Raw genomic sequence first — 15,288 nt, forward strand, 5'->3', positions numbered from 1 at the left:
GCCTGATGAGCAACCCGACCGCAACCGACCTGCCCGACGACGGCATCGAACCGATCGCCATCGTCGGGATGGCCGCCCGCCTGCCCGGCGCGGCCGACGTGAACGAGTTCTGGCGCAACCTGGTCGACGGGGTCGAGTCGAGCACCGAACTCACCCGGGAGGAGCAGCTCGCCCGGGGCGCCACCGAGGCGGAGGTCGACGACCCGGGCTGGGTCAACCGCGCGCCGCTGGTCGACGGGTACGACGAGTTCGACGCCGGGCTGTTCGGCATGACCGCCCGGGAGGCGGAGGTCACCGACCCGCAGCACCGGCTGTTCCTGGAGTCCTGCTACACGGCGTTGCAGGACGCCGGCTACGACCCGGGTCGCTACGACGGGTCGGTCGGCGTGTACGCCGGCACCGGCGGCAACCTCTACCTGCACCGCTACGTGTACCGGAACAAGCGGGTCGGTGGCAGCCCGCACGGTGCGGTCTCCATCGCCACCAGCAACTCGCCCAACTACATCGCCACCAACGTGTCGTACCGGCTGGACCTGCGCGGGCCGAGCCTGACCGTGCACACCGCCTGCTCCACCTCGCTGGTCGCGTTCCACCTGGCCTGTGAGGCGCTGCGCAACGGCGAGTGCGACATGGCGCTGGCCGGTGGGGCGAACATCGAACTGCCGCACGTCGGCTACCTGGGCATGGACGGTTTCACCTCGCCCGACGGCCGGTGCCGCCCGTTCGACGCCGGCGCCAACGGCACCGTCTGGGGCAGCGGCGTCGGGGTGACCCTGCTCAAGCGCCTCTCCGACGCGATCGCCGACGGCGACACGATCCGCGCAGTGGTGCTCGGCAACGCGATCAACAACGACGGCGCCGGCAAGGTCGGCTTCACCGCCCCCAGCCTGGACGGGCAGATGGAGGCGATCGCCCAGGCGGTCGCGATGGCCGACGTCGACCCGCGGACCATCAGCTACGTCGAGGCGCACGGCACCGGCACCGCGATGGGTGACCCGATCGAGGTGGCCGCGCTCTCCGCCGTCTACACCAAGGACACCGACGACCGGGGCTGGTGCGGCATCGGCTCGGTGAAGTCCAACATCGGCCACCTGAGTCAGCCCTCCGGCATCGTCAGCGTGATCAAGACGGTGCTGGCGATGGAGCACGGGCTGATCCCGCCGACCATCAACTACGAGACGCCGAACCCGGCCATCGAGTTCGCCGACACCCCGTTCTACGTGACCAACACGCTGACCAAGTGGGACACCGACGGCGTACCCCGGCGGGCCGGGGTCAGCTCGTTCGGCATCGGCGGCACCAACGCCCACGTGGTGCTGGAGGAGGCCCCGGCGGCACACCGCCCGTCCCGACGGGTCCGCCCGGCGCAGCTGCTGCACCTGTCGGCGAAGACCCCCACCGCGCTGGACTCCGCCGTACGGCGACTCGCCGAGCACCTGGAGTCCGCCGCCGACCGGGGGCCGGAGCACCTCGCCGACGTGGCGCACACGCTGCGGGTCGGCCGCCAGGAGTACCCGCACCGGGTCGCCGTGGTGGCCACCGACCTGGCCGACGCGGTGACCGCGTTGAACACCCCGCGCCGACGGCAGGTCGGGGTGGCCGAGGGCCCGGCGCCCCGGCCGGCCTTCCTCTTCTCCGGCCAGGGCGCCCAGTACGCCGGCATGGGCGCGCAGCTCTACGCCGAGGAGCCCGGCTACCGGGCCACCGTGGACTCCTGCGCCGAGCTGCTCCGCCCCGAGCTGGGGCTGGACATCCGCGACCTGATCCTCGGCCGCGACCCGCAGGCCCAGGAGAAGCTGACCGAGACCCGCTACACCCAGCCCGCCCTGTTCGTCGTCGAGTACGCCCTGGCCACGCTCTGGCAGTCCGCCGGGGTGCGGCCGGCCGCGATGATCGGGCACTCGATCGGCGAGTACGTCGCCGCCACCGTGGCCGGCGTGCTGAGCCTGCCGGACGCGCTGCGGGTGGTCGCCGCCCGGGGCCGGCTGATGCAGTCCATGCCGCCGGGGGCGATGCTGGCCGTCGCACTGGACGAGTCGGTGGTCGCCGAGCGGCTCCCCGACGGGCTGGCCGTGGCCACCGTCAACGGCCCCGGCACCTGCGTGGTGGCCGGCCCCGCCGAGGCGGTCGCCGCGTTCGCCGAGACGCTCAAGGGCAAGGCCAAGCCGCTGCGCACGTCGCACGCCTTCCACTCGCCGATGATGGAGCCGATCCTCGCCGAGTTCACCGCGCTGATGGCCGGGGTGCCGCTGCGCGCGCCGGCGATCCCGTTCCTGTCCAACGTCACCGGCACCTGGATCACCGAGCAGCAGGCCACCGACCCGGCGTACTGGGCGGCGCACCTGCGCCAGCCGGTGCGCTTCGGGGCCTGCGTGGCCACCCTGCTCGGCGAGGGCACCTGGCAGCTGGTCGAGTGCGGCCCCGGCAGGCAGCTGGCCAACCTGGCCCGGATGCAGGTGGCCAAGGCGGCCGAGGCGCAGCGCAAGCTCACCCCGCTGGGCAGCCTGCCCGGCCCGGGCGACGCGACCGGCGACCTGGCCACTCTGCTCGGCGTCGCCGCCGCGCTCTGGTGCCAGGGCACCCCGGTGCGGCTGGGCTCCGACCCGGACGCCCGGCGGGTGCCGCTGCCGACGTACCCGTTCGAGCGCCGCCGCTACTGGGTCGACCCGGACCCGGTGGAGCAGGTCGCCGCGGCGCCGGCCGAGATCGGCCCACGGCCGTTGCCGGAGTGGTTCGCGGTGCCGGTGTGGCGGCAGGCCGCGCCGGAGCCGCGCACCGAGCGGCTGGGCCGCTGCCTGGTCCTGGTCGCCGGCCCGCGCGGCGACGCGCTGGTCGCGGCGCTGCGGGCCGCGGGGGAGCAGCCGCTGACGGTACGCCCCGGCGACGCCTTCGCCGCCGACGGGGACGGCTGGCGGCTGCGCCCCGGCGTGCGGGACGACTACGACGCGCTGGTGGCCGCGCTGGCCGCCGACGGCGTGCCGGTCCGGCTGGTGCACGCGTTCGCCCTCGACGGCGAACCGGCCGGCACCGACATCGCGGCCACCTGGGCGGCCCAGGACCGCGGCTTCTTCAGCGCGCTGCACCTGGTACAGGCGCTGGCCGGCGCCGGCCTGACCGGCGCCGAGGGCGCCCTCACGCTCGACCTGGTGACCAGCGGCATCGGCGACGTCAGCGGCACCGACCTGCGCCGGCCGGAGCACGCCACGCTGACCGGGCTGGCCCGGGTGCTCCCGGTCGAGCTGCCCGGGCTGACCGTCCGGCTGGTCGACGCCGACCCGGCCGACGACGGCGGACGGGCGCTGCTGGCCGAGCTGCGCCGGCCGGTCGACCCGGAGCGGCCCGAGGTGGCGCTGCGCGGCGGCCGCCGCTGGGTGACCGGCTACGAGCAGGTCACCGTGGACGCCGAGGGCGAGCCGGGGGCGCTGCGCGAGGGCGGCCGGTACGTCATCACCGGTGGCCTCGGCGGCATCGGCATCACCCTGGCCGAGGACTTCGCCCAGCGGGCCCGGGCGAAGCTGGTGCTGCTGGCCCGATCCGGGCTGCCCGCCCGCGAGGAGTGGGACGCGCACCTGACCGTGCACGGCGGCGCGGACCGCACCGGCCGGGCGATCGCGGCGATCCGCCGGATGGAGGCGGCCGGGGCCGAGGTGCTGGTGCTCGCCGCCGACGTCACCGACCCGGCCGACCTGCGCCGGGTACGCGCGGCGGCCGAGGCCGCGTACGGCGGGATCGACGGCATCGTGCACGCGGCCGGCCTGCCCGGCGGCGGCATGGCCGAGATCAAGGAGCGGGCCGAGGCGGAACGGGTGCTGGCGCCCAAGCTCGCCGGCACCCTCGCGCTGGCCCAGGTCTTCGGCGACCTGCCGTTGGACTTCGTGGTGCTCTGCTCGTCGATCACCGCGGTGATCGGCGGCTTCGGCCAGGTCGACTACTGCGCGGCCAACAACGCGCTGGACGCCTACGCCCGCTCCGGGCTGGGCTGGCGGGCGCCGGTGGTGTCGCAGAACTGGGGCGGCTGGGCCGAGGTGGGCATGGCGGTGGAGACCAACGCGCCGGCCGGGTTCCGGGCCGCGGGGCGGGACACCGTCACCACCCCGGTCGACCACCCGGTGCTCACCACCAAGGTGACCGGCCCCGACGGCACCGTGCTGCACGGCCTGGTCTCCGCGGCCACCCACTGGCTGCTCGACGAGCACCGCATCGGCGGGGTGCCGGTGGTGCCGGGCACCGCCCACCTGGAGTCGGTCCGCGCGGCGGTGGCCGCCGCGCTGCCCGCCCCCGCCGAGGGCGCCTGCGTGGAACTGCGCGACGTGGTGTTCCTGGAGCCGTTCTCGGTGCCGGACGGCACCGTCGCCCAGTACCGGGTGGAACTGACCCCGAGCGAGGACGGCGCCGACTTTGCGGTGCGCAGCCTCGCCGCCGGCCAGACCCGTACCCACGTGCGCGGTTCGGCGGGCTGGACCCTGGAGCCGGCCCCGCCGGCGCGGGAGCCGGCCGTGGCCGGCCGGCGGGTGGACGACGACGCGTCGTTCGGCCGTGGCCGCACCAGCATGCTGACCTTCGGGCCGCGCTGGGCCGCGCTGCGCGAGCACCACCTCGGCGACGGCCAGGAACTGGCCCGGATCGCGGCCCCCGCCGAGGCTGTCGGTGACCTGCCGGCCTGGGGGCTGCACCCGGCGCTGCTCGACGTGGCGACCGCGTTCGGCCGGGGCCAGGGCGCGGGCACCTACCTGCCGCTGTCCTACGGGCGGATCGTGGTGCGCGGGTCGCTGCCGGCCGAGTTCCACAGCCACCTGCGGCACCGGGACAGCGCCACCGACGAGGTGGTCGCCGCCGACCTGACCCTGCTCGACCCGGCCGGCCGGGAACTCGTCGCGATCAGCGACTTCGTGCTGCGCCGGGTCGACCAGGGCGCGGTCACCGGCGGGCTGGCCGCCGCCGCGCCGGCGGCGGCCGCCGAGCCGGTGCCGGCCGGGCCGACCGAGGACATCCGGCCGGTGGACGGCGCGGAGGCGTTCCGGCGCAGCCTCACCGCCGGGCTGGGCGCCCAGGTGGTGATCGCCACCCGGACGGTGGCGGACATCCGCGACCGGGCGGGCCGGGTGACCACCGGGAGCCTGGAGAACGAGCCGGAGACGCCGGCCGCCACGCCGGCCGCGACCGGGGGCGGCTCGGCCGCGCCGAGCACCGAACTGGAGGTCACCATCGCCGGGGTCTGGCGGGACGCGCTGGGCGTGCCGGAGATCGGCGTCGACGACGACTTCTTCGCCCTCGGCGGCAACTCGCTGGTCGCGGTCCAGCTGATCGCGGCGATGCGCAAGGCGACCGGGGTGCGGTTGCCGATGCGCAGCCTCTTCGAGACGCCCACCGTCGCCGGTCTCGCCGCCCGGATCGAGGAGCTGCGGGCCACCGCCGCCGCCACCGACGAGCCGGCCACCCCGGCCACCATCCCCGCCATCCCGCGGCTGCCCCGCGCGTGAGCACCGAGAAACCAGGAGTGACAGAGCATTGAACGACACGATCGCCACGCTGCCGGTGGTCGTCGAGAACGACGGCCGGGAATTGACCGAGTTGATCGACGCCCGCCGCGCGGAACTGCGCGCGACGCTGGCCGAGCACGGCGGACTGCTGTTCCGCGGCTTCGACGTCGGCGGGGTGGACGGCTTCGACCGGGTGGTCCGGGCGCTGTCCGGCGAACCGCTGGTCTACACCGAACGGTCCTCACCCCGGCACGCCATCAAGGGCCGGGTCTACACCTCGACCGACTATCCGCCGGACGAGGAGATCTTCCTGCACAACGAGAACTCCTACCAGGCGCGCTGGCCGCTGACCCTGTTCTTCTACTGCATCACCCCGCCGCAGACGCAGGGCGCGACGCCGCTGGCCGACGTGCGCCGGGTGTACGCCGAGATCGACCCGGCGGTGCGGGAGGAGTTCGTGCGCCGGCGCTGGATGCTGGTGCGCAACTTCCACGCCGACTTCGGCACCCGCTGGCAGGACGTGTTCAACACCGACGACCGGGCCGAGGTCGAGGCGTACGCGGCGGCGAACCGGATCGAGCTGGAGTGGCGCGGCAAGGACGGGCTGCGGACCCGGGCGGTGCGGGACGTGGTGCACCACCGGCCCGGCTCGGACACCCCGCGCTGGTTCAACCACGCCACCTTCTTCCACATCAGCACCCTGCCGAAGGACTACCAGGAGGGGCTGCTGGCCATGTTCGGCGCCGACGAACTGCCGTCGAACACCTACTACGGCGACGGTGGGGAGATCCCCGCCGACGTGATGGAGCACCTGCGGGCCGCGTACCGGGCGGCCAGCGTCCGCTTCGACTACCAGCGCGACGACGTGCTGGTGGTGGACAACATGACCGCCGCGCACGGGCGGGAGCCGTTCACCGGCCCCCGCAAGATTGCTGTGGCGATGGCCGAACCGCACACCCCCGAGAGCAACGGAGCGAAGTGATGGCCGAAACCCGATTCCTGGTCGTCCGCAACGACGAGGAGCAGTACTCGATCTGGTCGGCCGAGCGCGACCTCCCCGCTGGGTGGTACGAGGCCGGTTTCGCCGGCACCCGGGAGGAGTGCCTGGCGCACATCGACACCGTCTGGACGGACATGCGTCCGCGCTCGGTCCGCGAGGCCGCGTCATGAGCGAGTGGACCTTCCCGGCCTCTTTCGCCCAGGAGCGGGTGTGGCTGGCCAACCAGCTCGACGCCGGCTCGCCGGTCTACAACGTGTCCAGCCCGTGCCGGTTCCCGGCCGGCCTCACCCGGGAGCAGGCCAACGCGGTGCTCGGGCAGATCGTCGCCCGGCACGAGTCGCTCCGCACCCACCTGCGCACGCAGGACGGTGACCTGGTCCAGGTGGTCCGCGCCGCGGAGCCGGTCGACCTGCCCGAGACCGACCTGCGGCACCTGCCGGCGGCGGAGCGCGAGCGACACGCCCACGACCTGCTGACCGGGCTGGCCCGCACCCCGATCCCGCTGGACGCGCCGCCGCTGTGGCGGGCGCGGCTGCTCCGGCTCACCGACGACCAGCTCGCGCTGCTGTTCGTGGTGCACCACGCGGTGTTCGACAGCCACTCGGCGGTGCTGTTCACCGAGGAACTGGCCGCGTTCAGCCGGGCGGCGCTGACCGGCGCGCCCGCCGACGTGCCCGAGCTGCCCATCCAGTACGCGGACTACGCGGTCTGGCAGCGCGACCAGCTCGCCGGCCCGGAGCTGGACCGGCAGCTGGACTTCTGGCGCGAGCAGCTGGCCGGCGCGCCGGCGGTGACCGCCCTGCCGCTGGACCGGCCCCGCCCGGCGCAGCTGGGGTTCGCCGGCGACGAGGTGCGTTTCGACCTGCCCGCCGGGCTGCTGGACCGGGCCGGCCAGCTCGCCGCCGGCTCGGCGGCCACCCCGTACATGGTGCTGCTGGCCGCGTTCACCGCGCTGCTGTCCCGGATCTCCGGCGACGAGGACGTGGTGGTGGGCGTCTCCACCGCCGGCCGGGACAACCCGGAGCTGGCCCGGCTGATCGGCATGTTCGTCAACCCGGTGGCGCTGCGCTGCGACCTGGCCGGTGACCCGACCTTCGCCGAGCTGCTGGTCCGGGTCCGCGACCGGCTGGTCGACGCGATGGAGCAGGGCGGCACCCCGTTCCAGCGGATCGTCGAGGCGATCGACCCGCAGCGGGACCCGTCGGTGCAGCCGGTCTTCCAGACCGCGCTGAACTACATCCCGGACTCCGGCCTCGACCCGGCGCCGCTCGGCACCACCAAGGACGACCTGGCCTTCGACATCACCACCGGCACCAGCCGGCTGCTGTACCGGACTGCGTTGTTCGACCGGGCCACCGCCGAGACGGTCGTCGCCCGGTACGTGCGGCTGCTCACCGCCGCCGTCGCCGACCCGGCGCAGCGGGTGTCGGCGCTGCCGCTGCTCACCGACGCCGAGCGGGACCTGGTGCTGTCCACCTGGAACGACACCGCCCGCGACGTGCCGCCGAGCACCCTGGTGGCGGAGTTCGAGCGGCAGGTGGCGGCCACCCCGGACGCGCCCGCCCTGGTCCGCGACGGCGCCGAACTGACCTACGCCCGGTTGAACGCCGACGCCAACCGGCTGGCCCGGTTGCTGGTGGCCCGCGGCGCCGGCCCGGAGACCCGGGTCGCGCTGGCGCTGCCCCGCTCGGTGGAGCTGGTGGTCGCCATCCTCGCGGTGCTCAAGTCCGGCGCCGCGTACGTGCCGGTGGACACCGGCTACCCGGCCGGCCGGATCGCCTACCTGCTCGCCGACGCCGAGCCGGCGCTGGTGCTGGCCACCCCGGAGACCGCCGCGCTGGTGCCGGCCGGCGCGCTGGTGCTCGACGGCCCGCTCGACGGCGACGGCGACGACCTGACCGACGCCGACCGCGTCGCCCCGCTGCGCGTGGAGCACCCGGCGTACGTGCTCTACACCTCCGGCTCCACCGGCCGGCCGAAGGGCGTGGTGGTGGAGCACCGGGCGGTGACCGCGTACCTCGCCTGGGCCCGGGACACCTACCCGGGGCTGGCCGGCACCGCGCTGCTGCACTCGCCGGTCTCGTTCGACCTGACCGTCACCGGGCTGCTCGGCCCGCTCACCGCCGGCGGCGCGGTCCGGCTCGCGGCGATCGACGAGCCCGGCGCGCGGGCCGGCGGCCGGCCGACCTTCCTCAAGGTCACCCCCAGCCACCTGCCGCTGCTCGACGCCGAGCTGTCGCCCACCACCGACCTGGTGATCGGCGGCGAGGCGCTCACCGGTGAGCAGCTCGCCGGCTGGCGGGCCGCCCACGGCGACGTCGCGATGATCAACGAATACGGCCCGACCGAGGCGACCGTCGGCTGCGTGGCCGCCCGGATCGCGCCGGGCGGGGAACTGCCCGCCGGCGCGGTGCCGATCGGCCGGCCCACCTGGAACACGCGGGCGTACCTGCTCGACGGGGCGCTCAACCCGGTCCCGCCGGGGGTGGTCGGTGAGCTGTACGTGGCCGGCGACCAGCTGGCCCGGGGCTACCTGCGCCGGCCCGGCCTCACCGCCGAGCGCTTCCTGCCGTGCCCGTACGGGCCGGCCGGGCAGCGGATGTACCGCACCGGCGACCTGGCCCGCTGGCGGCCCGACGGCACGCTGGAGTACCTCGGCCGCCGCGACAACCAGGTCAAGGTCCGGGGCATGCGGATCGAGCTGGGCGAGATCGAGTCGGCGCTGCTGGCCCGGCCGGACGTGACCGCGGCGGCGGTCGTGGTCCGTACCGACTCCGGGGAGCCGACCCTGGTCGGCTACCTCGTGGGCACGGCCGACGAGGCGGCCCTCGCCGCCGACCTGGCCCGGGACCTGCCGGCGCACCTGGTGCCGTCGGCGTTCGTCCGGCTCGACGCGCTGCCGCTGACCCCGAACGGCAAGCTGGACACCGCGGCGCTGCCCGCCCCGGCCGCCGCCGAGCCGGCCGCCGACGGGTTCCTCGCCCCGCGCACCGACGCCGAGGCGCTGGTCGCCGAGGTGTACGCCGAGATCCTGCAGGTGGACAAGGTCGGTGCCCTGGACGACTTCTTCGCCCTGGGCGGCAACTCGCTGCGCGGCATGCGGGCGATGGCCCGGATCCGGGCCGAGGTGGACGTCGACCTGCCGATGCGGGCGCTGTTCAGCACCCCGGTGGTGGCCGACCTGGCCGCCCAGATCGAGCAGCGGATCGCCGCCGAACTCGACGAGCTCTCCGAAACCGAGGTCGCCGCGCTGCTCGCGGCGGAGAAGGACAATCCCCGATGACCGACCTGAAGGATCCGGCCCGGGACGCGGCCCGCCAGGCGTTGATCGCCCAGCGGCTGCGCAAGCGGCAGTCCGCCGTGCCCGCGGCCCGGATCGGCCCGCGTCCGCCGGACGCCGAGGTGCCGCTGTCGTACGCCCAGGAGCGGGTCTGGTTCATGGACCAGCTCGCTCCGGGCGAGGCGGCGTACCACATCGCGGTGCCGCTGCGGGTGCGCGGGCCGCTCGACGTCGCGGCGCTGCGCGCCGCGCTGGCCGGGCTGACCCGCCGGCACGAGTCGCTGCGCACCCGGTTTCCGGCCGACGCCGATGGCCGGCCGACCGTGGTGGTGCAGGACGCGGTCGAGGTGCCGCTGACCATCGTGGACGCGCCGGACGAAACAGCCGCGCAGGCGCTGGTGGAGGCGGCCGCGACGGAGCCGTTCGACCTGGCCGAGGGGCCGCTGCTGCGGGCGCTGCTGATCCGGCTGAACGTCGACCAGCACGTGCTGTTCCTCAGCAAGCACCACATCGTCGGCGACGGCTGGTCGGTGGACGTGCTGCTGCGCGACCTGATCACCCTCTACCGCGGCGGCGAGCTGCCGGCGCTGCCGATCCAGTACGGCGACTTCGCCCACTGGGAGGCGCGGGAGCTGGAGGGGTCGGCGGCCCGCCGGCACCTGGACTGGTGGAAGCAGCGGCTGGCCGGCATCACGCCGCTGGAGTTGCCGCTGGACCTGCCGCGCCCGGCCACCCAGACCTACACCGGCGACTTCGTGGAGCTGCGGCTGGACCGGGCCGCCGCGGACGGACTGCTCGCGCTGACCCGCTCGTACGGCGGCACCCTGTTCATGACGCTGCTCGCCGCGTACCAGGTGTTCCTGGCTCGGCACGCCGGTCAGGAGGACTTCGCCGTCGGGGCTTCGGTCGCCGGCCGGTCGGTGCCGGAGCTGGAAGACGTCGTCGGCATGTTCATCAACATGGTGCCGCTGCGGGCCGAGCTGACCGGCGACCCGACCTTCGCCGAGCTGCTGGAGCGCACCCGGCGCAGCGTGCTGGACGGCCTGGAGCACGCCGAGGTGCCGTTCGCGAAGGTGGTGCACGAGCTGGGGCTGCCCCGGGACGTCAGCCGCTCGCCGGTGTTCCAGGCCATGTTCGTGCTGCAGAACTACGAGATCGGCCGGTTCAACGAGGTCTCCGACGCCAGTGACGTCACGTTCGACTGGAAGCCGATGGAGCTGCGGGCCACCCGGTTCGACTTCGAACTGCACGCGGTGGAGACCGTCGACGGGCTCTACGCCAAGCTGGTCTTCAACACCGACCTGTTCACCCGGGCCACCGTCGAGCGGATGGCGGAGCGGCTCGCCGCGCTGCTGCACGCGGTGGTCGCCGCGCCGGACACCCCGATCTCCGCGCTCGACCTGCTCGCCCCGGCCGAGCGGCGGCTGCTGGCGAGCTGGAACGACACCGCCGCCGACTTCCCGCGCGAGCAGACCCTGCACGGGCCGATCGAGGAGCGGGCCGCCGCCACCCCGGACGCGGTGGCGGTCACCTTCGAGGGCCGCTCGGTCACGTACGCCGAGCTGAACGCCGCCGCGAACCGGATCGCGCACCGGCTGCGCGCGGCCGGGGTGGGCCCGGAGACCCTGGTCGGCGTCTGCGCCGAGCGGTCGGTCGAGCTGGTCGCCGGGCTGCTCGGCGTGCTGAAGGCCGGCGGCGCCTACCTGCCGCTGGACCCGGAGTACCCGGCCGACCGGCTGGCGTTCATGGTCACCGACGCGGCCGCGCCGGTGGTGCTGGTGCAGCGGCACCTGCGCGACGTGCTGCCGGACACCGGCGCCACCGTGCTCGCCCTCGACGACGAGGGCGTCTGGGCCGACCAGCCGACCGTGGACCCGGCGCCGGCGGCCGGCCCGGAGCACCTGGCGTACGTCATCTACACCTCCGGCTCCACCGGCCGGCCCAAGGGGGTGCCGAACACCCACCGGGGCATCGTCAACCGGCTCGACTGGATGCAGACGACCTACCGGCTCGGCGCCGACGACGCGGTGCTGCAGAAGACCCCGGCCAGCTTCGACGTGTCGGTGTGGGAGTTCTTCTGGCCGCTGCGCGAGGGCGCCCGGCTGGTGGTGGCGAAGCCCGGCGGGCACAAGGACGCCGGCTACCTGCGCGACCTGCTGGTCGCCGAGCGGGTCACCACCGCCCACTTCGTGCCGTCGATGCTGACCGTCTTCCTCGCCGAGGACGGCGTCGAGGCGGCGACGGCGCTGCGCCGGGTGATCTGCTCCGGTGAGGAGCTGCCGCTGGCCTCGGCGGTGGACTTCACCGCCCGGCTGCCGTGGTGCGGGCTGCACAACCTGTACGGCCCCACCGAGGCGGCCATCGACGTCAGCTCCTGGCACTGCGACCCGGCGCTGCTGGCCGGCCTGACCAGCGTGCCGATCGGCGCGCCCATCGCCAACCTGCGGCTGCACGTGCTCGACCCGGCCGGCAACGAGTGCCCGGTGGGGGTGGCCGGCGAGCTGCACATCGGCGGGGTGGGGCTGGCCCGCGGCTACCACCGCCGGCCGGCGCTCACCGCCGAGCGGTTCGTGCCGGACCCGTTCTCCGGCGAGCCGGGCGCCCGGCTGTACCGCACCGGCGACCTGGCCCGCTGGCGCACCGCGCCCGGCGCGGACCATCTCGGCGTCATCGAGTTCCTCGGCCGGATCGACCACCAGGTCAAGCTGCGCGGCCTGCGGATCGAGCTGGGCGAGATCGAGAGCGCGTTGCGCGAGCAGCCGGGGGTGACCGAGGCGGCGGTGATCGTCCGCGAGGACAGCCCGGGCGACAAGCGGCTGACCGCGTACCTGGTTGGTGCTGCCGAGCACGCGGCGTTGAAGGCGGCGTTGAAGGAGACCCTGCCCGAGTACATGGTGCCGAACGCGTTCGTCACCCTGGACGCGCTGCCGTTGAGCCCGAACGGCAAGCTGGACCGCCGGGCGCTGCCCGCGCCGGTGGTCACCCGGGAGGCGTCCGTCGCGCTGGTCGAGCCGCGCGACGACACCGAACGGCTGCTGGCCGGCATCTGGTCGGAGGTGCTCGGCGTCGACACGCTCGGCATCGACGACGATTTCTTCGACCTCGGCGGGCACTCGATGCTCGCCACCCAGGTGGTCGCCAAGATCCGCAAGGCGGAGCACGGCGGCCGGCCGGTCGGCGTGATGGACCTGTTCCAGCAGCGGACCATCCGCGAGCTGGCCGCGTTCATGTCCGGCACCGGCGAGGCGGAGGGCCCGCGCCGGCTGCTCTACGAGCTGACCAGGCCCATCCCGGCCGCCCAGCGGGTGCTCACCTACGTCTGCGTCCCGTACGGCGGCGGCAGCGCGATCGTCTACCAGCCGCTCGCCGACGCGCTGCCCGCCGGGCACGCGCTCTGGTCGCTGGCCATCCCCGGCCACGACGTCGGGCTCAGCGAGGACGCGTTGCCGTTCGACGAGCTGACCACCCGGGTCGCCGAGGAGATCCTGGAGCGGATCGAGGGGCCGATCGCCCTCTACGGCCACTGCGGCGTGGGCAGCGCGATCGTCGCCGAGGTGGCCCGCAAGGTGGAGGCGGCCGGGCGGGAACTGGAGGCGCTCTACATCGGCGCCATGTTCCCGTTCGCCCGGCCCAAGGGGGCGTTCGCCGCGCTGCGCAACCGGCTGGAGCGGCTGCGCAGCAACCGGCACTACGCCAGCTGGCTGAAGTCCATGGGCGTGGACACCGACGAGCTGGATCCGGAGCAGGCCGACCGGATCATCAGCAACATGCGGGCCGACTCCCGGGCGTCGGAGGAGTACTTCACCGGGCTGCTGGACCGGGGGGCGGCGAAGCTGCGTGCCCCGATTATCTCGGTGGTGGGCTCGGAGGATCCGGTCACCGACTACCACACCGAGCGGTACGCCGAGTGGCAGTTCCTCAGCGACACCCTGGCGCTGGTGGTGCTCGACCAGGCCGGGCACTTCTTCCTGAAGTACCGCGCCGACGAGCTGGCCGAGATCGTCACCCGCACCCACCGGGCCGTCGCGGCCGGCGACGTCGCGGACCTCGGCCCGCAGGCGCGGGGCGAGGACGCCGGCTGGGTGCTGGCGGCCCACCAGCGGGTCGGCGTGACCGACCGGCCGGCGGGGACGACGGTCAAGCCGTCGATGGCCCGGTTCGTCGCGATCACCATCGGGCAGCTGGTCTCCACCACCGGGTCGGCGCTCACCGCGTTCGCCCTGCCGATCTGGCTGTTCACCCAGACCGGGTCGGTGGCCAACCTGGGGCTGCTCTGGGCGCTCGCGCTGATCTGCGGTGTGCTGATGCTGCCGGTCGCCGGGGCGATCACCGACCGGGTCAGCCGCCGGAAGATCATGATGATCGCCAGCAGCAGTGCCGGCTCGGTGCAGGTCGTCCTGGCTGCGCTGCTGTGGACCGACAATCTGGCCCTCTGGCACATCTACGGCCTGGTCGCGTTGAGCCAGGTCGCCGGATCGTTCCAACGCATCGCGTTCCAGTCGGCGGTGCCACAGCTGGTGCCGAAGCGCTACCTCGGCCACGCGATGGGCATCACCCAGCTCTCCAACGGCTTCGCGATGCTGCTGATGCCGGTCTTCGCGGCCGGGCTGCTCGCCGCCATCGAGCTCAAGGGCATCCTGCTGATCGACGTCGCGAGCTACCTGGTGGCGGTGCTGACGTTGGCGGTGGTCCGCTTCCCGGACCTGCTCGGGTGGCGGCCCAAGGAGCGGCTGCTGGTGGCGATCGCCAACGGGCTGCGCTACTCCTGGCAGCACCGCGGCTTCCGGTTGATGCTCGGCTACTTCGCGGTGGGCAACATCTTCCTGGCGCCCGCGCTGGTGCTCACCACGCCGCTGGTGCTCTCCTTCGGCACCGCGACGCAGGTGGCCCAGGTGGCGCTGGCCGAGGCGTGCGGCGCGGTGGCCGGCGGCGTGCTCATGTCGATCTGGGGCGGGCCCCGGCACCGGCGGATGATCGGCGTGCTGATCGGCAACCTGGGCACCGCTGTCGGCTGCGTGCTGATCGGCCTGGACGCCTCGGTGGCGATGATCTGCGTGGGCGCGTTCTGGCTGGCCATGGCGATGACCACCGCGCAGTCCATCTACGCCACCATCGTGCAGGTCAAGGTGCCGCAGCGGTTCCACGGCCGGGTGTTCAGCCTGAACCAGACCATCTCCTGGTCGACCCTGCCGATCGGCTTCGCGCTGCTCGCGCCGGGGGCCACCGCGCTGTTCGAGCCGATGCTCGCCCCGGGCGGGGCACTGGCCGGTTCGGTGGGCGCGGTGATCGGCACCGGCGAGGGCCGCGGCATCGGTTTCGCGTACGTCTGCTTCGGCGCGGCGCTGGTGCTGGTCACCCTCGGCGGGTTCGCGATCCGGCTGCTGCGCCGGTTCGACGTCGAGGTGCCCGACTCGCTGCCGGACGACCTGATCGGCGCGCAGGAGCGGGAACGGCGGCTCGCCGCCCGCGCCGCCGAGCGCGCGGAGGAGAAGGTGCTGGCAGGGGTGTGAGTGTTCCCGGGGGGCCCG

The 15,288-nt window shown here is 74.4% G+C and carries 5 protein-coding genes; all 5 read left to right on the forward strand.

Annotation, left to right across the window (positions count from 1 at the left end; genetic code table 11):
- Positions 1 to 5: 5 nt before the first annotated feature.
- The 5 genes from FHX32_RS32970 to FHX32_RS32990 are packed head-to-tail and all read left to right on the forward strand — an operon-like array spanning position 6 to position 15,270.
- Positions 6 to 5,480 (forward strand): type I polyketide synthase, encoded by a 5,475-nt coding sequence (locus FHX32_RS32970; protein WP_167191867.1) that lies wholly within the window; start codon positions 6 to 8, stop codon positions 5,478 to 5,480.
- A gap of 28 nt (positions 5,481 to 5,508) precedes the next feature.
- Positions 5,509 to 6,462 (forward strand): TauD/TfdA family dioxygenase, encoded by a 954-nt coding sequence (locus FHX32_RS32975; protein ID WP_167191870.1) that lies wholly within the window; start codon positions 5,509 to 5,511, stop codon positions 6,460 to 6,462.
- Complete coding sequence (locus FHX32_RS32980; protein ID WP_167191880.1) at positions 6,462 to 6,650, forward strand: MbtH family NRPS accessory protein; 189 nt, start codon at positions 6,462 to 6,464, stop codon at positions 6,648 to 6,650. The genes FHX32_RS32975 and FHX32_RS32980 overlap by 1 nt, the downstream gene beginning before the upstream one ends.
- On the forward strand, positions 6,647 to 9,763 hold the full coding sequence (locus tag FHX32_RS32985) for a non-ribosomal peptide synthetase (protein ID WP_167191882.1): 3,117 nt from the start codon (positions 6,647 to 6,649) through the stop codon (positions 9,761 to 9,763). The genes FHX32_RS32980 and FHX32_RS32985 overlap by 4 nt, the downstream gene beginning before the upstream one ends.
- Complete coding sequence (locus FHX32_RS32990) at positions 9,760 to 15,270, forward strand: non-ribosomal peptide synthetase/MFS transporter (protein WP_167191884.1); 5,511 nt, start codon at positions 9,760 to 9,762, stop codon at positions 15,268 to 15,270. The genes FHX32_RS32985 and FHX32_RS32990 overlap by 4 nt, the downstream gene beginning before the upstream one ends.
- Positions 15,271 to 15,288 lie beyond the last annotated feature (18 nt).

This window comes from Micromonospora sp. CNZ280 (assembly GCF_011759515.1).

What these genes read in the sequence shown, in the direction of transcription:
- FHX32_RS32985 (WP_167191882.1), top strand. Translation starts at nt 6,647, where the DNA reads ATGAGCGAGTGGACCTTCCCGGCCTCTTTCGCCCAGGAGCGGGTGTGG.
- FHX32_RS32970 (WP_167191867.1), top strand. Translation starts at nt 6, where the DNA reads ATGAGCAACCCGACCGCAACCGACCTGCCCGACGACGGCATCGAACCG.
- FHX32_RS32990 (WP_167191884.1), top strand. Translation starts at nt 9,760, where the DNA reads ATGACCGACCTGAAGGATCCGGCCCGGGACGCGGCCCGCCAGGCGTTG.
- FHX32_RS32980 (WP_167191880.1), top strand. Translation starts at nt 6,462, where the DNA reads ATGGCCGAAACCCGATTCCTGGTCGTCCGCAACGACGAGGAGCAGTAC.